At 66.7% G+C, this 22,199-nt stretch carries 21 protein-coding genes; 6 read left to right on the forward strand and 15 right to left on the reverse strand.

Features of this window, described 5'->3' with window-relative positions:
• Positions 1-66 precede the first annotated feature (66 nt).
• A complete protein-coding gene (locus ACW18A_RS01080) occupies positions 67-1,725 on the reverse strand; it encodes a thiamine pyrophosphate-dependent enzyme (RefSeq protein ID WP_492022976.1) in 1,659 nt (552 codons plus the stop codon).
• Positions 1,726-1,903: 178 nt separating this feature from the next.
• Between ACW18A_RS01080 and ACW18A_RS01085 the strand changes: the two genes are divergently transcribed.
• Positions 1,904-2,299, forward strand: coding sequence for a YidB family protein (locus ACW18A_RS01085; protein ID WP_492022977.1), 396 nt, complete (start codon positions 1,904-1,906; stop codon positions 2,297-2,299).
• Positions 2,300-2,308: 9 nt separating this feature from the next.
• On the opposite strand, the gene ACW18A_RS01090 is transcribed toward ACW18A_RS01085, so the two are convergent.
• Positions 2,309-3,670 carry a glutamate--cysteine ligase gene (locus ACW18A_RS01090; protein WP_492022978.1) on the reverse strand — a complete coding sequence of 454 codons (1,362 nt, stop codon included), beginning with the start codon at positions 3,668-3,670 and terminating at the stop codon, positions 2,309-2,311.
• 82 nt (positions 3,671-3,752) lie between these two features.
• On the opposite strand from ACW18A_RS01090, the gene ACW18A_RS01095 reads away from it, so the two are divergent.
• Positions 3,753-4,331, forward strand: a complete 579-nt coding sequence (locus ACW18A_RS01095; RefSeq protein WP_492022979.1) for a hypothetical protein — start codon at positions 3,753-3,755, stop codon at positions 4,329-4,331.
• On the opposite strand, the gene ACW18A_RS01100 is transcribed toward ACW18A_RS01095, so the two are convergent.
• From ACW18A_RS01100 to ACW18A_RS01130, 7 genes are all read right to left on the reverse strand, one after another.
• The gene (locus ACW18A_RS01100) at positions 4,332-4,772 is read right to left on the reverse strand and encodes an ion channel (protein ID WP_492022980.1); all 441 of its coding nucleotides are present in this window, start codon (positions 4,770-4,772) and stop codon (positions 4,332-4,334) included.
• Positions 4,766-5,491 carry a 16S rRNA (uracil(1498)-N(3))-methyltransferase gene (locus ACW18A_RS01105; RefSeq protein ID WP_492022981.1) on the reverse strand — a complete coding sequence of 242 codons (726 nt, stop codon included), beginning with the start codon at positions 5,489-5,491 and terminating at the stop codon, positions 4,766-4,768. Before ACW18A_RS01105 ends, ACW18A_RS01100 begins: the two co-directional genes overlap by 7 nt.
• 9 nt (positions 5,492-5,500) lie before the next feature.
• A complete protein-coding gene (locus tag ACW18A_RS01110; protein WP_492022982.1) occupies positions 5,501-5,893 on the reverse strand; it encodes a hypothetical protein in 393 nt (130 codons plus the stop codon).
• Between the two features lie 39 nt (positions 5,894-5,932).
• Positions 5,933-6,211, reverse strand: a complete 279-nt coding sequence (locus ACW18A_RS01115; protein ID WP_492022983.1) for a hypothetical protein — start codon at positions 6,209-6,211, stop codon at positions 5,933-5,935.
• A gap of 35 nt (positions 6,212-6,246) precedes the next feature.
• Entirely contained in the window at positions 6,247-7,410 is a 1,164-nt protein-coding gene (locus ACW18A_RS01120) for an acyl-CoA dehydrogenase family protein (protein ID WP_492022984.1), read from the reverse strand.
• 233 nt (positions 7,411-7,643) lie between these two features.
• Positions 7,644-9,428 (reverse strand): acyl-CoA dehydrogenase C-terminal domain-containing protein, encoded by a 1,785-nt coding sequence (locus tag ACW18A_RS01125; RefSeq protein WP_492022985.1) that lies wholly within the window; start codon positions 9,426-9,428, stop codon positions 7,644-7,646.
• A gap of 4 nt (positions 9,429-9,432) precedes the next feature.
• Positions 9,433-9,915 (reverse strand): MerR family transcriptional regulator, encoded by a 483-nt coding sequence (locus ACW18A_RS01130; protein WP_492024311.1) that lies wholly within the window; start codon positions 9,913-9,915, stop codon positions 9,433-9,435.
• A gap of 54 nt (positions 9,916-9,969) precedes the next feature.
• On the opposite strand from ACW18A_RS01130, the gene ACW18A_RS01135 reads away from it, so the two are divergent.
• Positions 9,970-10,161 (forward strand): DUF2256 domain-containing protein, encoded by a 192-nt coding sequence (locus tag ACW18A_RS01135; protein WP_492022986.1) that lies wholly within the window; start codon positions 9,970-9,972, stop codon positions 10,159-10,161.
• Here the strand turns inward: ACW18A_RS01135 and ACW18A_RS01140 are convergent.
• The 4 genes from ACW18A_RS01140 to ACW18A_RS01155 form a co-directional block, all read right to left on the reverse strand.
• A complete protein-coding gene (locus ACW18A_RS01140) occupies positions 10,130-10,573 on the reverse strand; it encodes a DoxX family protein (RefSeq protein ID WP_492022987.1) in 444 nt (147 codons plus the stop codon). The two genes, ACW18A_RS01135 and ACW18A_RS01140, sit on opposite strands and share 32 nt — an antisense overlap.
• 353 nt (positions 10,574-10,926) lie before the next feature.
• Positions 10,927-11,163 (reverse strand): helix-turn-helix domain-containing protein, encoded by a 237-nt coding sequence (locus ACW18A_RS01145; protein WP_492022988.1) that lies wholly within the window; start codon positions 11,161-11,163, stop codon positions 10,927-10,929.
• Positions 11,164-11,171: 8 nt separating this feature from the next.
• Positions 11,172-11,693, reverse strand: coding sequence for a DUF2975 domain-containing protein (locus ACW18A_RS01150; protein WP_492022989.1), 522 nt, complete (start codon positions 11,691-11,693; stop codon positions 11,172-11,174).
• 107 nt (positions 11,694-11,800) lie between these two features.
• Positions 11,801-13,264 (reverse strand): protein adenylyltransferase SelO, encoded by a 1,464-nt coding sequence (locus tag ACW18A_RS01155; protein ID WP_492022990.1) that lies wholly within the window; start codon positions 13,262-13,264, stop codon positions 11,801-11,803.
• Between the two features lie 216 nt (positions 13,265-13,480).
• Between ACW18A_RS01155 and nhaA the strand changes: the two genes are divergently transcribed.
• The 3 genes from nhaA (at position 13,481) to ACW18A_RS01170 (ending at position 17,810) form a co-directional block, all read left to right on the forward strand.
• Positions 13,481-14,692: a Na+/H+ antiporter NhaA gene (gene nhaA / locus ACW18A_RS01160; RefSeq protein WP_492022991.1), complete on the forward strand. Its 1,212-nt coding sequence runs from the start codon at positions 13,481-13,483 to the stop codon at positions 14,690-14,692.
• A 234-nt stretch (positions 14,693-14,926) separates the two neighbouring features.
• Positions 14,927-17,512 (forward strand): TonB-dependent receptor, encoded by a 2,586-nt coding sequence (locus ACW18A_RS01165; protein ID WP_492022992.1) that lies wholly within the window; start codon positions 14,927-14,929, stop codon positions 17,510-17,512.
• Positions 17,513-17,669: 157 nt separating this feature from the next.
• Entirely contained in the window at positions 17,670-17,810 is a 141-nt protein-coding gene (locus ACW18A_RS01170) for a hypothetical protein (protein WP_492022993.1), read from the forward strand.
• 92 nt (positions 17,811-17,902) lie between these two features.
• Here the strand turns inward: ACW18A_RS01170 and ACW18A_RS01175 are convergent, their stop codons facing one another.
• On the reverse strand, positions 17,903-20,989 hold the full coding sequence (locus ACW18A_RS01175; protein ID WP_492022994.1) for an efflux RND transporter permease subunit: 3,087 nt from the start codon (positions 20,987-20,989) through the stop codon (positions 17,903-17,905).
• 9 nt (positions 20,990-20,998) lie between these two features.
• Positions 20,999-22,147, reverse strand: coding sequence for an efflux RND transporter periplasmic adaptor subunit (locus ACW18A_RS01180; protein WP_492022995.1), 1,149 nt, complete (start codon positions 22,145-22,147; stop codon positions 20,999-21,001).
• Between the last annotated feature and the right edge of the window lie 52 nt (positions 22,148-22,199).

Below are 22,199 nucleotides of genomic sequence, written 5' to 3' on the forward strand. Positions count from 1 at the left end.
TCAGCGTGACCCCTCATCCGACCTCGCTCCGCTCGGCCACCTTCTCCCGCAAGGGGAGAAGGGAAGTTACTTCGCCCTCAACCCCGTGATCGTGCGGTTGGGGGCGATGTCCTCGGCCGAGGTGATCAGATGCACCAGCGCCGGGCGGTCCTTCGCGGCGTCGCGGGCGGCCTGCAGCGCGGCCGGGAAATCGGCGGTGGTCTCGCAGCGGACGGCGAAGGCCCCGAAGGCTTCGGCGTATTTGACGAAATCGGGGTTCTTCAGGTCGGTGGCCATGACCCGGCGGGGATAGTGGCCTTCCTGATGCATGCGGATGGTGCCGAAGGTCCCGTTGTCGACGACGATGACGACGACGTTGATGCCGAACTGGACGGCGGTGGCCATCTCCTGGCCGGTCATCAGGAATTCGCCGTCGCCGGCGACGCAGATGACCTCGCGCCCGGGATACAGGGACTTGGCGGCGATGGCGGCCGGATAGCCATAACCCATGGCACCCGAGGTCGGGCCCAGCTGGGTGCGGCAGGCACGGTGACGATAGAAGCGGTGCAGCCAGGCGGCGAAATTGCCGGCCCCGTTGGTGACCACAGCGCTCGGCGGCAGGACCTCACCGAGGTGGGCCATACACTCCGACATGTTCACCGCGCCGGTGACCGGCACGGGGGTCGAGAAGGCCTGGTAGTGGTCGTGGGCGGCCCGGGCGGCCTCATGCCAGGTGCGGCCGGGCTCGAGCGTGGCGAGGGCATGGGCGGCCAGCGCGTTGTCGGCTGCGGCGCTGAGCAGGGGCGTCCAGACGCGGCCGAGCTCCTCCGGGCCGGGATGGATATGGACCAGCCGGTCGGCCGTGTGGTCGCGGGTGAACAGGGTGTAGCCCTGGGTCGGGTTCTCGCCGAGCCGGGCGCCGAGGGCGATCAGCAGGTCGGCGTCCTTGGCCCGCTTCATCAGCTCGGGATTGCAGCCGAGGCCGAGGTCTCCGGCGTAGTTCGACCGGTCATTCGACAGGATGTCCTTTCTGCGGAACGACAGGGCGACGGGCAGGCCCAGCCGTTCGGACCAGTCGCCGATGGCGGCGGCGGCCTCTTCGGTCCAGCCGGAGCCACCGAGGACCAGCAGCGGACGCTCGGCCTTCGACAGACGGTCGCCGAGGTCGGCGAGGAAGGCCGGGTCGAGACCGGCGCGCGCGGGCTTCACAGCGCGGATCGGCGCGGGGCCGCCGGGCTCGTGCAGGATGTCTTCCGGCAGGGCGATGACCACCGGCCCCATCCGGCCCTGCTGGGCCGTGGCGAAGGCGCGTTCGACGATCTCGACGGTGCGCTCCGGGCTCTCCAGTTCGGTGGCCCATTTGGCCAGGCCGCCGAAGACCTCGCGGTAGTCGACCTCCTGGAAGGCGCCGCGGCCGCGGTCGGTCAGGGCGATCTGGCCGACGAACAGGATCATCGGGGTCGAGTCCTGATGCGCGGTGTGCACGCCGATGGAGGCGTGGGTCGCGCCCGGACCGCGCGTGACCATGCAGATCCCCGGCCTGCCCGTCAGCTTGCCATAGGCCTCGGCCATGTTGGCGGCTCCCGCCTCGTGGCGGCAGGTGATGACCTCGATCTCCGGGTGGTCGACGAGAGCGTCGAGCACAGCGAGGTAGCTTTCGCCCGGCACGCAGAAGACGCGGGTCACGCCGTTGAGCGCGAGGGTTTCGACAAGACGGCGGGCGGCGGTTCCGGCGGGCTGGCTCATGCCGAACGCCCTAGCAGATCGGCAGCGGGCTTGGCCATGCACGCCACGGCCAGGATCGGCGTTACCGGAGCTTCACCATGGGCAGCTCGCCGTGACCCGACAGGCTCTTTTGTTTTCGCGCCGCACATGAAAGCTTCGCCGTCGGTGGGCAGGATGCCCGTCATTTCAGCGGAGAGCGATGATGGGACTTCTCGACAGCGTCATGAACGGTCTGGGCGATCAGGCGGCCGGCGGGCTGGGCGACCTGCTGAAGGGGCAGGGCGGCGTGGCCGGTCTCGCCGAGAAGTTTGGCGGCGCGGGCATGGCCGATATGGTTCAGTCCTGGATCGGCACGGGTGCGAACCTCAATATCTCGCCCGAGCAGATCAAACAGGTCCTGGGGTCAGGGCCAATCGCCGAGTTCGCGACGAAGTTGGGGATCTCGCCCGAGCAGGCGTCCGAAACGCTGGCCGGCCTGCTGCCCGAAGCGGTCGACCGCATGACGCCGAACGGTGATGTGGCCGACGCAGGTGGCCTGCTGGACCAGTTGCCGGGCGGTCTGGGCGACATGCTGGGCGGCCTTCTCAAGCGATAGTCGGGTTCTTCAGTAGGCGAAGTCGCGGTAGATGCGGTCGACGTCACCCTTCCACTCGCCGTGGTACAGGTCGAGCATCCGCTCGGCCGGGGTGACGCCGGTGTCGGCGATGTCTTCCAGCTCGGACAGATAGCCACGCTCGTCGACCATGCCGCCGGAGAATCTGGCGCGGTTCTTCAGGCCTTCGCGGGCGATGGCGACCATGTCGACGGCGATGTCGCGCACGGACCGGCCGGCGACCTCAGCGCGCAGGCCCAGACGGGTCACGTCGCGACGCAGCCGCTCGTGGTCCTCGATGTCCCAGTCCTTGCAGAGGTCCCAGGCGGCGGCCAGCGAGGGCGCGTCATAGAAGATGCCGGTCCACAGGGCGGGCAGGCCGCAGATGCGGCTCCAGGGGCCGCCGTCCGAGCCGCGCATCTCCAGATACTGTTTCAGCCGGACCTCGGGGAACAGGGTGGTCAGGTGATCGGCCCAGTCCTTCAGGGTCGGGCGCTCGCCGGGCAGGGCGGGAAGCTTGGCGTCCATGAAGTCGCGGAACGACTGGCCCGAGGCGTCGATATAGCGGTCGCCGCGCTTGGCGAAATACATCGGCACATCGAGCGCATAGTTGGCATAGGTCTCGAAGCCGAAGCCGTCCGCGAACACGAAGTTCAGCATGCCGGTGCGGTCGGGATCGGTGTCGGTCCAGACGTTGGCGCGGGCGGACAGGAAGCCGTTCGGACGACCTTCCGTGAACGGACTGCAGGCGAACAGGGCGGTGCCGATGGGCTGGAGCGCCAGCGAGGTGCGGAACTTCGCCACCATGTCTGCCTCTGACCCGAAGTCGAGATTGGCCTGGATGGTGCAGGTGCGCAGCATCATGTCGAGGCCGAGATTGCCCTTCTTCGGCATATAGGCGCGCATGATGTCGTAGCGGCCCTTGGGCATCACCGGCACGTCCTCGCGTCGCCACTTCGGATCGAAGCCGGCGCCGAGGAAGCCGAGGTTCAGCTCGTCGGCGACCATCTTCACCTCCATCAGATGCTGGCCGGTCTCGGAGCAGATGTCGTGGATGGTCTGGAGCGGGGCGCCCGACAGTTCGAACTGGCCGCCTGGCTCGAGCGAGATCGAGGCGGTGTAACCCTCATCGTTCTTCCGCTCGAGGGCGATGATATGGCCGGCTTCCTCGACCGGGGCCCAGCCGAACCGCTGCAGGCCGGTCAGCATGGCCAGGATTCCGTTCGGACCCTCATAGGTCGGGCGGCGCAGGGTCGACTTGTCGAAGCCGAATTTCTCGTGCTCGGTGCCCACGCGCCATTCGGATTTGGGCTTCATGCCCTTCGACATGACGCCGACCAGGTCGTCGAAAGTCAGTGGCGCGGTGTCGGTCATGGGAACCCCAGCGGGCGACTGGCCCGTTGCGGCTAAATGGGTGAGATTGCGGCCGGTCTCAAGGGGTGGGACGGAGGATGACATGGGACGCGAGGCGTTCGTGGAGGCGGCCTATGCCGGGCGCTCCGGAAAGGCCCGGGCCCTGCTGGAGGCCGAAGGGATCATCCTGCGCCGTCCGCTGGGGCTGATGATCGCGCGCGGCTCGATCCGGGCCTTGGCCGTCGACGGCGGCGATCTGGTCGGACAGGCGGAGCAGGGACCGTTCCGGCTGGGTCTGGGGGCCGGCGAGGCGTTGAAATGGAAGGCGATGCTGGAAAAACCGCTGCCGACGCTCGCCGAGAAGATGGGCCTGTCGCCGGGGCTGGCGATGTGGACCTTCGGGACGCTGGACGCGGCGGAGCTTGCGGAGGCGCTGGCTGGCGTCGAGCGCGTGGAGCCGGACCTGGCGGCTCAGGGGATCGCACGGGTCGCAGATCCGGAGGCGATGGAGGTCGTTGCGGCCCTGGCTCCCTCGCCGGTCTGGATCATCCACGGCAAGGGCAAGACGACAGCGTTCGGCGACAACGCGGTGCGCGCCGCCATGCGGGCGGGCGGCTGGATCGATGTGAAGTCCTGCGCGGTGTCGGAAACCCTGTCGGCGACCCGCTACCGAAGGCGCTGATCAGCCGTTGTGCCTGCGCGCGGGCAGAAAGCGGGTCATCAGCGTCACGAAGAAGGCGACAGACCAGCCGAGTAGAAGCGCGCCGTTGATGCCTTCCAGCGCGCCCAGCAGTTTCCACTCCGGAGCCATGGCGGCGTCCGAGAAGCCGATCGAGGCATAGGCGATGGTCGAGAAATAGACGGCGTCCCGGATCGTCTCGACCGCCCCGATCGCGCGATAGAGGAAGGCATAGAGCCAGATCTCCACGCCGTGAAGGACCAGCAGGCCGAGGGCAGAGAGCACGGCGACCAGGGCACCCTCGACCGAGACGGGGCTGACGCGGGTCTGGCCCCGAGCCCGCTCAAGCCATTCCATGAGGTGGCCGAGGATGAGCAGGCCGGCCCCGTGGATGATGACGGTGAGCAGGACCATGACCGTGGCGAGCGCCAGTTCCATCAGCATGGCCGGCAGCCTTCCCAGTCGCCGACCGCCGCCTGCCACAGGGTCATGGCGGAGATGGCGGCGGTGTCGGCGCGCAGGATGCGGGGACCGAGCGACACGGCGGTGGTGAAGGGCTGGGACCGCAGGCGGTCGCGCTCTTCGGGCGAGAAGCCACCCTCGGGGCCGATCAGAATGGCCCACGGGCCGGACTCGGTGACCGCGCCGATCACCGGCGCACCGCCGGTCTCGTCGCAGAACATCAGGCGTCGTGCGGGATCCCAGCCGTCCAGGATCGAGGCCAGCTTCACCGGATCGTCGACGGTCGGCACGTCGAGGCGACCGGTCTGTTCGGCGGCCTCGATGGCGATGGCGTCGAGGCGGTCGAGGCGGACATGTTCGACATTGGTACGCTGGGTCACGGTCAGCCGGACCCGGCGGGCCCCCAGTTCGGCGGCCTTCTCGACGATGGTCTCGACCCGGGACTTCTTGACGACGGCGACAATCAGGTCGAGGTCGGGGCCGAGGGTCTGGGGCCGGACCTGTTCCCCGGCGCGCAGGACGACGCCCTTCCTGAGCACCTCGGCGATGGTCGCGCGCCATTCACCGTCACGGCCATTGAAGATCAGCAGGTCGTCGCCGAGCTTCAGCCGCATGACCTGGGTCAGGTAGCGGGACTGGTCGAGCGTCGGGGCGACGCCGGTACCGGCGGACAGGTCGGGGGTGACGTGGAGACGGATCATCGGATGATCCTAGCCGCCGGGCGGCGTGTCCGGGAGTCGGACGCCGAAGGTTCGCGCGATGACCGGGAAGATGGCGTCGGCCTCGACCTCGGTGGTTCCGAACGGCGCGCGCAGGTCGAGCCAGTATTCGCGGAACTCCGCGCCGTCGGAGGCGACGAGGACGGTCAAAGCGGCCTTGATACGGGTCTGTGTTTCGCGTGTGAGTTCTGCGAAGGGGCCGGTGATGTCGGCTTTGAGCGCGCGCGAGACGTCGGCGGCGTTTAGCGGGTCGACCGGGCCGAGGCGGGCCAGGGTCGCCTCATTGTTCGCCTGACCTATCCAGACGTCGAACAGGCTGTCGAGCAGCTCCGATCGGGCCCGGGTCTCACGTTCGGCCAGTCTCTGCGGGGCGGTCTTGCGCATGGGGCTTCATAGCTGTTGCACCGCGCCTGTGCGACCTTGTCATCCTCGACGCAGCGAAGCGGAGATCGGGGATGACAAGGTGGCGGGTCTCCGGGGGTTTTCAGGGTCCGCATCGCCCGCAACCTCGAGGACCTTCTCCTCGCGGGCCTCGATCAGATGCTCCGTCGACGGGGCGATGAAGGCCTGCATTTCCAGGAACGCCCCGCCCATGCCGCCCGCGCCGGACTTGCGGCGGCTGTTCCGCATCGATCGGACAGCCCAAGGCATGACGAAGACGAAGCCGGCCAGCAGCCCCGCCATCACGATCCATTCCCACATGCGCCCGTCCCCGTCCGGCAGAGGACCGAAGGTGGCTACAGCGAGCGCCCGATCAAGACCTTCATGATCTCGTTGGTGCCGCCGTAGATCCGCTGGACGCGGGCGTCCTTGTAGAGCTGGGCGATCGGGTATTCGTTCATGTAGCCGTAGCCGCCGTGCAGCTGGAGCATCTCGTCCAGGACCTCGCCCTGGATGTCGGTGACCCAGTATTTGGCCATGGAGGCCGTCACGGCGTCGAGCTGGCCCTTGAGGTGCAGGCCGATGCAGTGGTCGACGAAGACGCGGGCCACGGTCAGTTTGGTCTTGACCTCGGCCAGTTTGAACTGGGTGTTCTGGAACTCCAGGATCGACTTGCCGAAGGCCTTGCGGCCCTTGACGTATTCCAGTGTCTCCTTGAGCCCGCGCTCGGCGGCAGCGACGCCCTGGACGGCGATATTCAGCCGTTCCTGCGGCAGCTGCTGCATGAGCTGGATGAAGCCCAGCCCTTCGGCACCGCCGATGATGTTCTCGCCCGGCACCTTCACGTCGTTGAAGAACAGTTCGGAGGTGTCGTTGCCCTCCATGCCGATCTTGTGGAGGTTGCGGCCGCGCTCGAAGCCTTCAGCGCCGTCGGTCTCGACGACGATCAGGCTGGTGCCCTTGGACCCCTGCGTCGGATCGGTCTTGGCCACGACGATGATGAAGTTGGCCAGCTGGCCGTTGGTGATAAAGGTCTTGGAGCCGTTCACGACATAGCCGTTGCCGGACTTGATGGCGGTGGTCTTGATGCCCTGCAGGTCGCTGCCGGCGCCCGGTTCGGTCATGGCGATGGCCCCGACCAGTTCGCCGGTCAGCAGACGCGGGAGCCAGCGCTTCTTCTGCTCCTCGGTGCCGTAGTGCCAGATGTAGGGGGCGACGATGGCGTTGTGCAGCGAGATGCCGAAATGGTCCGCGCCCTTCCAGCCGAGCTGACGCATCAGCACGACTTCGTGGCGATAGTCGCCGCCCATGCCGCCGTCTTCCTCGGGCATCGACAGGCCCAGCAGGCCCGCCTCGCCGGCGTCGTTCCACAGCTGGCGAGGGACGCTGGAGTTGGCGATCCAGGACTGGACGGCCTCCGGCGGTGCGTGTTCGTCGATCCATTTGCCGACGCTGTCGGAGAACATGACGATGTCCTCTTCCAGCATGAAGTCGGGGGAGGGCGTGTCGATGACGTTCATGGCGTTTCCAGTCTCCTCCCCGTCGCCGAAGGGCGATGGGGAGGTGGCTCGGCGCGCTCAGCGCCGAGACGGTGGGGGCGAGGCAGTGTCGAAGGTGACGGCGTACTTACTCAAGCTCTGGTTTTCTGGCGGGCGCCCTCATCGGTCAGACCGGGTCGCCCCCTCCGTCTCATCGCTGATCGCGATGAGCCACCTCCCCATTCGCCTTCGCGAATGGGGAGGAGACGAATGGTTCAGAACGCCTCGGCCGGCATCTGCATCAGCACGTCCGAGCCGGTCTTCATCTTGACCAGGTGACCGTGCGCGTCGGGCAGGATGCGTTCGACGAAGTAGCGGCCGGTCTGCATCTTGGTGACGTAGAAGGGATCGTCCGAGCCCGCGTCGATCTTCGCCTGGGCGGCCTTGGCCATCTGGGCCCACAGGTAGGCCAGGGCGGTCAGGCCGAAGATGTGCAGATAGTCGGTGGAGGCGGCACCGGCATTGTCCGGGTTCTGCATGCCGTTCTGCATCAGCCACATGGTGCCGTCCTGCAGCTTCTTCTTCGCGTCGGCGAGGCCGTCGACGAAGGGCTTGATCGGGCCCTCGGCGCCGTTCTCGGCGATGAAGGCGTCGATGTCGGCGAACCAGCTCATGATCGCACGACCTCCGTGGGCCGGAAGCTTGCGGCCCACCAGATCCAGCGCCTGAATGCCGTTGGCACCCTCGTAGATCATGGTGATGCGGGCATCGCGCAGGTACTGGGACGCCGGGAAATGTTCGGTGTAGCCCGAGCCGCCGTGGACTTGCATGGCCAGGGAGGCGACGTGGAAGCCCTTGTCGGTCAGATAGGCTTTCAGCACGGGCGTGATCAGACCCATATAGTCGTGGGCCTTTTGCGCCGTCGCCACATCGTCCGAGTGCTGAAGGTCAGCCTGGAGTGCGGTCCACAGGGTGAAGGCCTGGCCGCCTTCGACGAAGGCCTTGGCCTCCAGCAGCATGCGGCGCACGTCGGGGTGGACCATGATGGAATCGGCCGGCAGTTCCGGGCTCTTGGGGCCGGTCAGCGAACGACCCTGCAGGCGGTCATGGGCGAACTCGACGGCGGCCTGATAGGCGGCCGTGCCGATGGCCAGGCCCTGAAGGCCGGTGCCAAGGCGGGCCTCGTTCATCATCACGAACATGCCCGCCATGCCCTTGTTTTCGGACCCGACCAGCCAGCCTTTGGCATTCTCATAGGCCATGACACAGGTGGCGTTGCCGTGGATGCCCATCTTGTGCTCGAGGCCGGCGCAGGCGGCACCCACGTTGCGTTCGCCCAGCGAGCCGTCGTCATTGACGAACACCTTGGGTACGACAAACAGGCTGATGCCCTTGATCCCCTCCGGCGCGCCCTCAATGCGGGCCAGCACCAGATGGATGATGTTGTCGGTGAAGTCGTGCTCGCCCGAGCTGATCCAGATCTTCTGGCCGGTGATGTTGAAGCTGCCGTCGCCGTTCGGGATGGCTTTCGTGCGGATCAGGCCCAGGTCCGTGCCGCACTGGGGCTCCGTCAGGTTCATGGTGCCGCCCCATTCGCCGGACGCCATCTTCGGCAGATACATCGCCTTCTGCTCAGGCGAACCGTTGGCGTTCAGCCCCCAGTAGGCGCCCGCCGTCAGGCCCGGATACATCGAGAAGGCGGGCGAAGCGGCGGCCGTGAACTGGCCGAACGCCATGGCCACGACCGAGGGCATGCCCTGGCCGCCATGCTCGGGCAGGGCCGAGAGGGCGGGCCAGCCCGCGGCGACCATCTGGTGATAGGCTTCTTTCCAGCCGTCGGGGCCGGTGACCACACCGTTGTCCCACTTGCAGCCCTGCTGGTCGCCGATCTTGTTGATCGGGGCGATGACTTCCTCGGCGAACTTGGCACCCTCCTCGAGGATCTGCTGGACGAGGTCGGACGACACGTCCTGGAACCCGGGCGAGTTCGAATAGCGGTCGATCTCCAGAACTTCGTTCAGAATGAAGGTCAGGTCGCGGACAGGCGCCTTGTAGGCCATGGGGTCAGGCTCTCAGCTTGAACGGATGATGTTGGTGGTGGTCAAGGCGTTCGCGCAGCACCGAGGCATATTCCTCGGCGCCGGGAAGAAGGTCGGGCCGCTGCTCGGTCAGACGGGATTCCATGGCGGCGCAGGCCTCTTCGGCCATCTCGATCGCGGCGTCGAGATCCTCGCGCTGCTGCTTCAGAGCCTCGATCTGGGCGCGGTGACGGCGCAGGGCGATGGCCATCTGATGGGTATTGCCGTCGTTGCGGTCATACAGATCCAGCATCTCCTGGATCTCGGTCAGGGTGAAGCCGATGCGGCGGCCCCGCAGGATCAACTTCAGCCGGGCGCGGTCCCGTGTGTCATAGACCCGGGTCTGGCCTTTGCGGGCCGGGGTCAGGAGGCCCTTGTCCTCATAGAAGCGCAGGGCGCGCGCGGTTGCGCCGAACTCCCGGCAGAGCTGGCGGATCGAATAGTTGCGATGATCGTCGGCGGTCGCCATGACGACGACATAGCTCAAACTTGACGCGCACGTAAAGGGAAGCTTTCAGGACCGATGGCTCGCAAACACGTCAACAAGGGCGCTGCGCCTGACAAGCGCGATTTGCCGCAGAAGACGTGTGTCTCCTGCGGCAGGTCGTTCGTGTGGCGCGCCAAATGGGCCCGCGACTGGGATCAGGTGAAGTTCTGTTCTGAACGCTGTCGACGTGCGGGCGTCAGCGACGGCCGAGCAGGACCGGGATCGTGATGGCAAGCAGGGCGAGGTTGGTCAGGGCCAGGCCGATGTCGAAGCTGAAGGCGTGCACCGACAGCATGATGACTTCCAGCGCGGTCAGGCCGGCGGCCGAAATGAGGAGCGGCCAGCGGCCGAGCTTCCACGACACCAGCGGAGCCAGCATGCCGAGCGCCAGGACGACCTCGACGATGCCGACGCCGCGGACCAGATTTTCACCGACCAGTGCCGGCCAGTTCATCAGGGCGACCAGATTATCCAGCGGCTCGGTCAGCTTGGCGTAGCCGGCCGCGAAGAAGAACATCGCGGCCCAACCCTGGAGGGTCCAGAGGGCCATGTTGCGGTAACCGGCCACGGCGCGAGCGCGGGCGGTGGAGACGGGCGCGCGGCCAGAAGCCGGAGTCGCGGGGGTGAAGGTCGTGGACATCTGTGTTTTCGTTTCGTCGGGGAGGACGGGTGAATTCGTAACAGTGGTTAGATCAGATCGAACTTCGGGTTCTGCAAGAGGTCGCTGGCCTCACCGTAACCGAAGGTGATGAAGAAGCTGTGCCGCAACTACGGGGCCGTAGCGTGGCCGTATTCATACAAGTCGGTAATCCGGCAGGATCCCCGCCTTGATGAGAGATATGGCAGAGCTGACCCGAAATGTCATCGACCGTAGACATCAATCGATGACATCAGCTGGTGACTTATTGTTGCGCGTGGCGGAAATGCCGCTATGACGGGGTTCTGACGCCTCTGAAACAGATCGCCCCGGCGCGAGGGCCGGGGCGATTTTCCTCACTCCTCGCCGCCGTCTCCGGGCGGCTGCGGTCCCGGCGTGTTGGCCAGCAACTGACCCGGCTGACACCCCAGTTCGCGGCACAGGGCGTCCAGGGTAGAGAAGCGGATGGCGCGCGCCTTGCCCGTCTTCAGGATGGAGAGGTTGGCGATGGTGACCCCGACCCGGTCGCTGAGTTCCGTCAGCGACATGCGGCGTTCGACGAGCATCTGATCCAGCTGCACAATGATGGCCATGGGGCGCCTCAGACCGTCATCTGCTGGTCGTCGCGCATGGCCGCGCCCTGGCGGAAGACCTCGGCGAGCATGAAGACGATCAGGATGCCGAGCCAGGCGCCGAGATCGACCGAATAGTCGAGGTTGTCGATGACCCCTTCCGGCACGGTCCAGGCCAGGATGAAGGCGCTGATCTGAATCCCGATCAGACCGAGGCCGATCCCTTGCAGGCGTCCGACATTGGCGCGTTCGAACGCGTCGCCCTGGTTCACGGCGAGGAACATCCGGCGCAGGCGGTTGAGGACCCACCAGGTGGTCAGGTTGGCGACGAAGGCGGCGAGGAAGGTGGCGGGTTGGTTGAGCAGCAAGGCGCGCCAGCCGGGCTCGTCCTCCGCCAGGGCATCGATGAAGCCGGCGCCGAAGTCGGGGGCGACCAGCGACGCCAACAGCAACAGCCCTGTCGCGACGACCGCGACGGTCACGAAGATGTTCACGAACCCGAGCACCCAGCGCAGGGCGCTGGCGATGGAACGACGACCTATGAGTTTCATTTGGCTACCTCCCTGCCGCGATGGGCGGCCATGTCGATAGTCGATATGGGTTCATTGATTATCGATCAAGAATTTTCTCGATAAACGATATGAAACTTTCGTAAGGTTCAGGCGCGGGCGGCCCTGGTCGCTTCCAGCCGCGCCAGTTTTTCGTGCAGGGGCGACCACTCGTCGTCCGCGTCGATCGCGGCCCAGATCGCCTCGACCTCCTCGCTCAGCATTTCCTCAGGGTCGGGGCGGTCGAAGACCGGATGCTCCAGCCGCTCTGGACGGTCGGGCTCATGTTCGAACAGGGCGAAGCGGAAGGCGTCGAAGGCCTCGCCCTGCCATGCGCCCGCGCGAGGACCGGCGAGGGCGCGGGCCGAGGACGAGAAGCCGGCGAACCAGTCGTGGAACAGCGGCTCCCAACGGATGGCCTCTCCCTTCTCGCGCAGCAGGGCCAGGGTCGTGTCCAGCAACCGCTGGTCGGCGGCCTCGCCGAGGCTCTTGACGCCCAGCCGGTTGAGGAAGGCGGTCCGAAGCTCGCGGATATAGGCGGGGCCAAAGCCGTTCAGCGCCTCGGTCAATGCCAGAACCTGGGGCTCGGCGTCGGCGACCAGTTTCAGACAGCCGGCCAGCTGGGTCAGGTTCCAGAACACGGCCTCCGGCTGGCGGGCGAAGGCATACAGGCCGGTGGAGTCGAAATAGGCGGCGGTGAAGCCGGGCTCGTAGGACGGCAGGAACCGCCACGGGCCGTAGTCGAAGCTCTCGCCTGTGACGTTCAGATTGTCGGTGTTGAGCACGCCGTGAACGAAGCCTGCGGCGATCCAGCCCGCGGTCAGGCGGGCCGAGGCCGCGACAATGGCGGCGAGCAGGCCGGGAGCGTCTCCCTGCACCACGTCCGGATGGTAGAGGGCGCGGACATGCTCGACGAGCGTTTCGATCTGGTCGGTGCGGCCGAAGAAGGCGGCGCGCTGGAATGTGCCGAAGCGGACGTGGCTGTGCTGCAGCCGGACGAGGACGGCGGAGCGGGTCGGTGAGGGCTCGTCGCCGCGCTCCAGCGGCTCGCCCGTCTCGATCAACGACAGGGCGCGGCTGGTCGGGACGCCCTGAGCCTCCAGCATGGCGGCAGCCAGCACCTCGCGGACCCCGCCCTTGAGCGTCAGACGGCCGTCGCCTGAGCGGGACCAGGGCGTGGTGCCGGAGCCTTTGGTTCCCAGGTCGAGGAGTCTGCCGACATTCTGGTCCGCTACCGCCTCGCGCGCGGCGCTCGTCTGCTTGAGCGGGAGCTCTCGCATCTGCGCCGCCAGGAACCCGCGACCGTCGCCGAGGTCGGGATTGTAGGTGCGGAACTGATGTCCGTGATAGCGCATGGCGATCGGCCCGGGCTGGCCCGGAAGAGGCTGGAACCGGCCGAAATGAGCGATCCACTCGGCATCGGTCAGGCTGTCGAGACCCACGGTCGCGGCGGCGCGGTCGTTGCGGACCCTCAGGATCGTTTCAGGGAATTCGGCCGGCCGGACGGCGTCGCCATACGCCTCGCCCAGATCGAAGAAGCGGGGTTCGGGGCGATAGGCAGGACCGACGGGCATGGTCGGCAGATGCGGCCTGAATCGTTCAGACGCAACCGCGTCCGGGCCGGAAAAGGTTGAAGCCTTGGGCCCACATGCTATTCTGGGCCTCAGAGATCAGGCCCTTGCGGCCAGGCTGGCGTCGACCAATCCTGCGAAGGCGGGGCGACGAACCCGGTCCGGCGTCCGTCGATAACCGGACGCCACGGAACAGACCTTTCCAGACCGGAGGACGCCGTGGCGCACAAACTGACTCTCGATTTCCTGAAAACCGAGGCCGCCTCGGGCGCCGTGCTGGGGCTGGCGGCCATCGCCGCCCTGGTCGTCGCCAACTCGCCGCTGTCCGAGGCCTATTTCTACTGGCTCAAGAGCGAGCATCTGTTCCAGGCGGGGCCGCTGCAACTGGAACTGTCCGTCTCGGAGTGGATCAAGGAAGGCCTGATGGCCGTCTTCTTCCTGGTGGTTGGTCTGGAGATCAAATACGAGATCCTTAAAGGCGAACTGAGCGATCCGAAGAAGCTGGTGACCCCCATCGTCGCCGCGCTGGGGGGGATGCTGGTGCCCGCGGGCCTGTATCTGCTCGTTTCCGGCGTCCTAGGGGGGCCGCAGGAGGGCTGGCCCATTCCATTGGCCACCGATATCGCCTTCGCACTCGCCGTCTTCGCTCTGGTGGGCAAGGGACTGCCGTCGTCGTTGAGGGTTTTCCTGTTGACCCTGGCCATCGTCGACGATCTCGGCGCGATCGCCCTGATTGCCGTTCTGTTCAGCACCGGCGTGGACTGGATGCTGGTGGGCGTGGCCGGTTTGCTGCTGCTCGTCGGTTCGGTGATGTCGTTGCGCCGGATCCCTGCGCCGGTCTGGGTGCTGGGCTTCGCCCTGGTCTGGTGGCTGAGTGTCAAGGCGGGGCTGAGCACGTCACTGGCCGCCGTCGCCTTCGCCGCCATCGTGCCGGTGTCCCCGCGACCCGGAGACAAGCAGAGTCCCCTGAAGGAAGCGATGCACGACCTGCATCCCTTTGTTGCCTATCTGGTTCTGCCGCTGTTCGCCTTCGCCAAGGCCGGGGTGTCGTTCGCGGGCCTGTCGATCGACCAGATGTTCGCGCCACTGGTTCTCGGCGTCGCCGCCGGCCTGTTCATCGGCAAGCAGATCGGCGTCATGGGCGCCGCCTGGCTGGTTTCGGCCCTGAAACTCGGAGCCCGCCCCAGTGGTGCCAGTTGGCTTCAAGTCTATGGCGTCAGTCTTCTTTGCGGAGTCGGTTTCACCATGAGCCTGTTCATCGGCGCACTGGCGTTTCCGGGGGCGGTGGACTCCCCGGAGCAGGTAGAGGTCAAGCTGGGCGTGATCCTCGGCTCGGTGCTGTCCGCAACATTGGGCGGGGTGGTCCTGTCGATCGCGTCGAGGCCAACGCGAGGTTCAGCGGCGTCTTCCGGGTCGATTACTGAATCCTGAGCCGTGAATATTGACCTAGGGTCATCTCATTCTGTCGCTTTCGCGTCACACAGGGCGCTGTCGCAAGGCTGAAACATAGCGTGAGCCCTGGCTCCGCCTTGTCCCACCGTGCGGCTTGCCCTACGCAAACGTATCGAGAATCCGACGCTCCGAAAGAAGGGCGCGGGTTGGGAATCAGGAACCGCCGCGACTCGCTCCGAGAGGAGGTGTCGGGCCATGAGCCGGGAGCCGTCCATGCGTCTTACTCAACTTCTTCGGAACACCGCGTCTGCCGCCGTCGTCGGGGCTGTGGCCTTCGGCTTCGCCGGTGCCGCCGCCGCCCAGGATCAGGCGTCCTCGGTCGACGACATCATCGTCACCGCGCAGAAGCGCGAGCAGAACCTGCAGGACGTGCCGATCGTCGTCACCAGCCTGTCGGCAGAGACCCTGGCCGATGCCGGTGTCCGCGACATCAAGGACCTGCAGATCCTGACCCCCGGCCTGACCGTGACCTCGACCTCGTCCGAGGCCTCGACCACCGCCCGGATCCGCGGCGTCGGCACGGTCGGCGACAACCCCGGCCTGGAAAGCTCGGTCGGCATCGTCATCGACGGCGTCTATCGCTCGCGCAACTCGGTCGGCTTCGGCGACCTGGGTGAACTGTCCCGCATCGAGGTGCTGAAAGGTCCGCAGGGCACCCTGTTCGGCAAGAACACCTCGGCGGGCGTGATCAACATCATCACCGAGGCACCGTCCTTCACCCCGGGCTATGACGCCGAGTTCACGTTCGGCAATTTCGAGTCGATGGGCGCTGCGGGATCGGTCACCGGTCCGATCTCCGACACCCTGGCCATGCGCCTCTACGCCGGCCGTCGCGTCCGGGGCGGCTTCTACAACGTGGATCTCGGCGACGGTCCCCGGACGGACCGGGACGACCAGAACCAGGACTATTTCACCACCCGCGGCCAGCTGTTGTGGCTGCCCAACGACACCACGTCGTTCCGCCTGATCGTCGACTACACCAAGCGCGACGAATATTGCTGCGTCGCCGTGCAGACCCGTACGGGTCCCACGGCACCCTTCGTCGACGCCCTGTCGAACGGAACCGGGGTGCGTCCGCCGGCCGCCGGCTTCGCCACCCTGCCGTTCTCGCGTACCGCCTTCTCCAACCGGGCGACCGGTCAGGAGATTGAGGACAAGGGCATCTCGCTGGAGGCCAATTTCGACCTGTCGGCCTTCGGCGGCTCGACCCTGACCTCGGTCACCTCGGCACGGCGCTGGACCACAGCGAACGGCCAGGACACGGACTTCTCGGGTGCGGACTTCGCCTATCGGGTCGAGGACGGCGACTTCGGCTACGGAGTCGACAACCTCACCCAGGAATTCCGTCTGGCCGGTGCGACCGACCGGCTGGACTGGCTGGTCGGCTTCTTCGCCACCAAGGAAGACATCGAGCGCGGCGACAGCTTCTATCTGGGTGCCGACTACAACCCGCTGCTGTCCCTGCTGCTGACCTCGGGCGCGAGCCCCGGTGTCCTCGGCTGCTTCACCCGTCCGGGCCAGATTTCGGGACTGGCACCCCTGTCCCCCCCCGGCCTGGCCCAGTGCCTCGGTACCGGCGGTGCAGTGGGCGGCGGTGGCCCCCAGTTCACCGTCGGTCAGACCTTCGAGGACAATTACCAGCAGGAATCGACCTCCTTCGCGGTCTTCACCAACAACACCTTCAGCGTCACCGATGCGCTCGATCTGACGCTGGGCCTGCGCTACACGATCGACGACAAGAGCGTCACCGGCCAGCAACGCAATGTGAACGGCAACGGCGGGGCCTGTAGTGCTGCCCTCGGCAACGCTGGTGCCATCGGCGCAGTGCTCGGTGCCGGGGCCTCGACGATCCTCGGCCGCTTCTGCCTGCCCTGGGTCAACTCGGCCTACAACAACCGCAATGTCTCGGAGTCCTTCGACGACGGCGAGCTGAGCGGAACGGTCAAGGCCGCCTACCGCTTCAGCCCTGAAGTCCTGACCTATGTGTCGTATGCTCGCGGTTACAAGAGCTTCGGCTACAACCTCGACCGGGTGCAGACGGGCATCACCCCGAACGCCTCGCTGCTGTTCCCGTCGGAAGTCGTGGACAGCTACGAAGCCGGGATCAAGACGACCCTGTTCGGTCGTTCGGTGCTCCTGAATGCCACCTATTTCGATCAGACCTTCACCGACTTCCAGCTCAACACCTTCCTGGGCACCGCCTTTGTGGTGGAATCGATCCCCGAGCTGACCTCCCGCGGTATCGATGCCGACTTCCTGTGGTTCACCCCGGTTGAGGGCCTGAGCTTCCAGGGCGGTGTCACCTACACCAAGGCCGAGTACGGCAGGTTCAACGCAGCCGACATGAGCTCGCCGGGCAATTTCCCGCAACTGTCGCTGCTGCCGGGTGCGACGGCCTCGTTCGCTCCGGAATGGTCCGCCACTGGGGCGATCAATTTCGATCGCTCCATCGGCAACAACCTGCGCTTCGGGGCCAGCCTGCAAGGCAAGTTCACGACCGAATACAACACCGGTTCGGACCTGCTGCCGGCCAAGGTGCAGGATGACCTGCTGCTGGTGAACGGTCGTCTGTCGCTGGGCACGGAGGACGAGCGCTATACGCTGGAAGTCTTCGCCCAGAACCTGACCGACGAAGAATACAGCCAGGTGGTGTTCAACGCCTTCCTGCAGGGCTCAGCCTTCGCCTCGGCCGTTCAACCGAACGGGACCTTCTACAACCCGGCGGCGGATACCCAGACCTACAACGCCTTCCTCGGCGCGCCCCGCACCTACGGCGCGACCCTGCGCATCAAATACTGATCCGGGCTGTAAAGCCCGGACGACTGGACCGGCCCGGGGCAACCCGGGCCGGTTTTTTATTGTGTGGACCCAGGAGTTCGATGCCCATGACCCATCGCGGCCCCTCGCACCGGGCAGGCGGTTGGATCTCTCCGGGTCAGCCTGTCCGGCGACATGAGTGGCCGTCGAACGCCTGTCGCCCGACGCGGCGCAGACCAGGCTGAGCCGCCGGCTCCTGTTCCCCGGATCGACCGGCGTGAGCCCGAGGTTCACCACGCCTGAAGGCGTGATTCCGTCATGGTCGCCGACTGACAACTGAACGCGATGCTTACCCTTCTGACGCAGCCCCTTGCGACAGGATCCTGCGGATCCCCGAGCGGGTCTGGTCCCGGGACGGCCCGGCGCCGCCGGCTACTCGGCCGGCTCGGCCGCAGCGGCTTGCGTCTGGTGCTGGCTCGCGAACATTCCGCCCATCCGTCGGCGAACCCAGCCCGAGACGTCATCCACGATGGTGAAGATCGGCGGGATGAACAGCAGGGACAGGAAGGTCGAGGAGATCAGGCCGCCGACGACGGCAATGGCCATCGGCTGACGGAACTCCACGTCGGCACCCCAGCCCACGGCGACCGGGATCATGCCGGCACCCATGGCGAAGGTGGTCATCAGGATGGGGCGGGCGCGCTTGTGGGCCGCGTCCATGATGGCGTCGATCCGCTTCATGCCTTCCTGCTCGGCAATGACGATGTAGTCGACCAGCAGGATGGAGTTCTTGGCCGCGATCCCCATCAGCATCAGCACCCCGATCAGGGACGAGATGGAGAAGCTGGACCCGCCGATCATCAGCGCCACGAAGGCACCGCCGATCGCCAGTGGCAGGGAGGCCATGATGGTGATCGGATAGGCGAAGCTGCGGAACAGCAGCACCAGAACCGCATACATGAGCAGGATGCCGGTCAGGAAGGCGATGGCGAAGCCGTTGATCATCTCGGTGATGAATTCCTCGTCACCCGCCGGCACCTGGCGGACGCCTTCGGGCAGGTTCTGCACCGAGGGCAGCTGCTGGACCAGGACGCCGGCTTCGCCGGAACGAATGCCGTCGAGTTCGGCCGTGATCGAAGCGATCCGCGAGCGATCCTGACGCAGCACCTGTGAAGGACCGGCTCCGAACTGGATGTCGGCCACGGCGCTCAACGGCACTGCGCCGCCGGTGGCCGTCGGAACACGCAGGTTCTCGATCACCGACAGGTCCTCGCGAGCGTCGCGCGTCAGGCGCAGACGGATCGGCACCTGGCGGTCGCCGAGATTGTATTTCGGCAGGTTCTGATCGACGTCGCCGATGGTGGCGACGCGGACAGCCTGGGAGATGGCGCTGGTCGAGACGCCCATCATTGCGGCCTGGTCCGGGCGCGGGGTGACGAGGATCTCGGGCCGGGCGATGGAGGCGGTGTTGACCACATTGGCCAGGCCCGGAACCGTGCGCATCTCGGCCTCGACCTGACGCGCCGCAGCCTGCAGGGCCTCGCCGCTGTCACTCAGGATCGCGAACGTATAGCTGGTGCCGTCGCTGGGCCCGCCACCCTGCTGGGCGATGCCGGCCCCGATGCGGGCACCCGGGATGTCTTTCCAGCTGTCGACCATGGCACGGGCGAATTCCTGCTGGCTCAGGTCGCGATCACCCTTGGGCAGAAGATCGGCATAGAGGTTGGCCTGGTTGACCTCCTGGCCGCCGACCGCGGCGTAGACGGAGGTCACTTCCGGCCGCGCGCGCAGGTCGCGGGTCAGGCGCTGAACGATGGCGTCGGTCTGCTGCAGGGTCGCGCCGGGCGGCAGCTCGACGGAGAAACCGGCCCGGGCGACGTCGCCCGAGGGCTGGAACTCGAACGGCACCCGGGGAGCGACCAACAGGGCCGTAGCAAGGAACAAGGCCGTGCCAATGCCGAAGACTTTCCAGCGATTCTTCAGGCTCCAGCTCAGCGACTTCAGGTAACCGGCCATCCAGAACGGATCGCGGTCCTCATGCTTCTGATGCTTCAACAGATAGGCGGCCATCAGCGGCGTCAACGTCCGGGCCACGACGAGAGAGAAGGCCACCGATACACAGGCGGCCAGGGCGAAGGCCTTGAAGAACTGGCCGATGATGCCCGGCATGAAGCCGACCGGCGCGAAGACAGCGAGGATGGTCGCGGTCGTGGCCACGACCGCGAGGCCGATCTCGTCGGCGGCCTCCATCGAGGCATTGTAGGGAGATTTTCCGTCCCGCATATGCCGGACGATGTTTTCGATTTCCACGATGGCGTCATCCACGAGGATGCCGATGGTCAGCGACAGGGCCAGCAGGCTGACGACGTTCAGCGACTGGTTGAGCGGGCCCAGAATGGCGAAGGCCGGGATCAGCGACAAAGGCATGGCCATGGCGGTGATGAAGGTGGCCCGCCAGTCGCGCAGGAAGATGAAGACCACGATGACCGCCAGGACGGCGCCCAGCAGCAGGGCCTCCAGCGAGGCGATGTAGCTTTCCTCGATCTGCTCCACGTTGGCGCTGACCTGCTGGATGTCCAACTCGGGATGAGCTTCGTCGATCTCGGCGACGGCTTCGCGGACCTTCTCGGCGAGCCTCACTTCCGACGCCGTGCGTGAGCGCAGGAAGTTGAAGGTGATAGCCTCCTGGCCGTTGTAGCGCGCAAGGCGGCGCGGCTCGGACCAGTGGTCCTCCACCGCGCCGAGATCGCCCAGACGGACGGTACGACCGCCGCCGAGCGGGATCAGGGTCTCGCGCAGGCCCTCGATCGAGGTCGCTGCGCCCAGGGTGCGAATCGAGCGCTCCGAGCCGGAGATGGTGACCCGCCCGCCGGGCTGGTCGGAGTTCACGCCGGTCAGGGACTGGCTGACCGCCGCCGCCGTCAGACCGTAGGAGGCCAGACGATCGGGATCCAGTTCTACGGCGATCTCGCGATCCACCCCGCCCGAGCGGTTGACCTCGCCGACGCCCTTGATGGCCAGCAGGGTGCGGCTGACGTTGTTATCGACGAACCAGCTGATCTCTTCCGGTGTCATGGTCGACGAGCGGACGACCCAGGTGATCAGGGCGTCGCCGGTGATGTCGATGCGCTGGACCGCCGGTTCCTGCATGTCCTGAGGCAGGTCGGCGCGCAGGCCACTCATGGCGTTGCGCACATCGTTGGTGGCGCGCTCGGTATTGGTACCCAGCTCGAACTCGATCGTCGTGGAGGAGACGCCGTCCGTGACCTGGGAGTTGATATGCCGCACGCCCGACAGGCCGGCGAGCGAGTCCTCGATCAGCCGAGTGACCTGGACCTCCATCTCGCTGGGTGCCGCGCCCGGCCGCACGGCCGTGACCGCCACCAGCGGGAAGTCGATGTCCGGATTGTTGTTGATCCGCATGTTGTTGAAGCTGAGCAGACCGGCGATGGTCAGCAGCGTGAACAGCAGGATGATCGGGATCGGATTTTTGATCGACCAGGAGGAGATGTTCTTCATGGTCAGGCTCTAGCGCGCGGCCGGAGCAGCGGCGGCCGGCGCAGCAGGGGCAGGAGCGCGCGCGGCGACGACGTTGACCCGATCCCCGTCGCCGAGGAAGCCGGCGCCTTCAACCACGACCTGGGCTCCGGCGTTCAGCCCGGTGACCGAAGTGCGTTCGGCCGAGCGGGACAGCACCGTCACCTGCTGGAAGCGGACGTGGTTGTTGGTCATCAGGACGTACACGCCCGAGCGGTTCTCGCGGTACAGGACGGCGGCCGTCGGCACGGTGATGGTCGGCTGGGCACCGACGTCGATCTCGGCCTTGGCGAACATGCCGGGGCGGAAGCCGCCGCTGCCTGAAAGGGCGATGCGGGCCGTGCCGAGCCGGTTCGCGGCATCGACCTCGGGCGTCACGATGCGGACGCGCCCGGTCGTCTGGCCGACCTGGTCGGAAGAGATGGTCGCCGACTGGCCGGCGCGGATCAGGGCCAGTTCCGTCTCCGGCACCTGGGCGTCGAGCTCGAGGCGGCCGTCACGGACCATGCGGAACATCTCGGTCCCGGCCTGGACGATCTGACCGCGGGTCACGCTCCGGCTGATGATGAGGCCGGCGACCGGTGCCCGCAGCGTCGCCTGCGCGAGGCGGGTCTGGGTTTCGGACAGCGAGGCGCGCGCCGATGCAAGGTTGGCGGTCGAGGCGCTCTGGTTGGCCAGGGCCGTGTCCAGCGACGCCTGGCTGAGGAAGCCGCGCTCCTTCAGCTCCTGCGAGCGGGCAAGGGCGGCTTCATCGCGGGCCAGATTGGCCTCGGCGGTCTGGACTCCCGCCTGTTGCTGGCGCAGCTGGGCGCGCAGCAAGGCGTCGTTCAGCTGGACCAGGGGTTGGCCCTGACGGACGTAGGTTCCTTCATCGACATAGACTGCCGTCGCGACCAGGCCGCCGGTCTCGGCGCCGACCGGCACCTCTTCCCAGGCCGAGACGCTGCCCGAGGCCGTGATGATGCGCGGAAGACTGGTCAGGGCGGCGGGGGCGACCGTGACGGTCGGTCCGGAGGCGGCGGGCGCGTCGGACTTCTTCTCTTCCCCTCCACCTCCGCAGGCAGCGACGGTCAGGCCAAGCCCGAGCACGAGAGCGAGTGTGGAGGCGCGGAGAAGGCGGGTCGAGGACGTGGCGGCCACGGAGCGATCCTGTTGTCTGGGCGGGCAAGGGGAGCCGCCGGGGGGCGTCGAC

It is taken from the genome of Brevundimonas sp. AVps5 (assembly GCF_058681515.1).

Coding starts and splice junctions, on each gene's coding strand:
- ACW18A_RS01080 (WP_492022976.1), bottom strand. CDS start 1,725: ATGAGCCAGCCCGCCGGAACCGCCGCCCGCCGTCTTGTCGAAACCCTC.
- ACW18A_RS01085 (WP_492022977.1), top strand. CDS start 1,904: ATGATGGGACTTCTCGACAGCGTCATGAACGGTCTGGGCGATCAGGCG.
- ACW18A_RS01090 (WP_492022978.1), bottom strand. CDS start 3,670: ATGACCGACACCGCGCCACTGACTTTCGACGACCTGGTCGGCGTCATG.
- ACW18A_RS01095 (WP_492022979.1), top strand. CDS start 3,753: ATGGGACGCGAGGCGTTCGTGGAGGCGGCCTATGCCGGGCGCTCCGGA.
- ACW18A_RS01100 (WP_492022980.1), bottom strand. CDS start 4,772: ATGCTGATGGAACTGGCGCTCGCCACGGTCATGGTCCTGCTCACCGTC.
- ACW18A_RS01105 (WP_492022981.1), bottom strand. CDS start 5,491: ATGATCCGTCTCCACGTCACCCCCGACCTGTCCGCCGGTACCGGCGTC.
- ACW18A_RS01110 (WP_492022982.1), bottom strand. CDS start 5,893: ATGCGCAAGACCGCCCCGCAGAGACTGGCCGAACGTGAGACCCGGGCC.
- ACW18A_RS01115 (WP_492022983.1), bottom strand. CDS start 6,211: ATGTGGGAATGGATCGTGATGGCGGGGCTGCTGGCCGGCTTCGTCTTC.
- ACW18A_RS01120 (WP_492022984.1), bottom strand. CDS start 7,410: ATGAACGTCATCGACACGCCCTCCCCCGACTTCATGCTGGAAGAGGAC.
- ACW18A_RS01125 (WP_492022985.1), bottom strand. CDS start 9,428: ATGGCCTACAAGGCGCCTGTCCGCGACCTGACCTTCATTCTGAACGAA.
- ACW18A_RS01130 (WP_492024311.1), bottom strand. CDS start 9,915: ATGGCGACCGCCGACGATCATCGCAACTATTCGATCCGCCAGCTCTGC.
- ACW18A_RS01135 (WP_492022986.1), top strand. CDS start 9,970: ATGGCTCGCAAACACGTCAACAAGGGCGCTGCGCCTGACAAGCGCGAT.
- ACW18A_RS01140 (WP_492022987.1), bottom strand. CDS start 10,573: ATGTCCACGACCTTCACCCCCGCGACTCCGGCTTCTGGCCGCGCGCCC.
- ACW18A_RS01145 (WP_492022988.1), bottom strand. CDS start 11,163: ATGGCCATCATTGTGCAGCTGGATCAGATGCTCGTCGAACGCCGCATG.
- ACW18A_RS01150 (WP_492022989.1), bottom strand. CDS start 11,693: ATGAAACTCATAGGTCGTCGTTCCATCGCCAGCGCCCTGCGCTGGGTG.
- ACW18A_RS01155 (WP_492022990.1), bottom strand. CDS start 13,264: ATGCCCGTCGGTCCTGCCTATCGCCCCGAACCCCGCTTCTTCGATCTG.
- ACW18A_RS01165 (WP_492022992.1), top strand. CDS start 14,927: ATGCGTCTTACTCAACTTCTTCGGAACACCGCGTCTGCCGCCGTCGTC.
- ACW18A_RS01175 (WP_492022994.1), bottom strand. CDS start 20,989: ATGAAGAACATCTCCTCCTGGTCGATCAAAAATCCGATCCCGATCATC.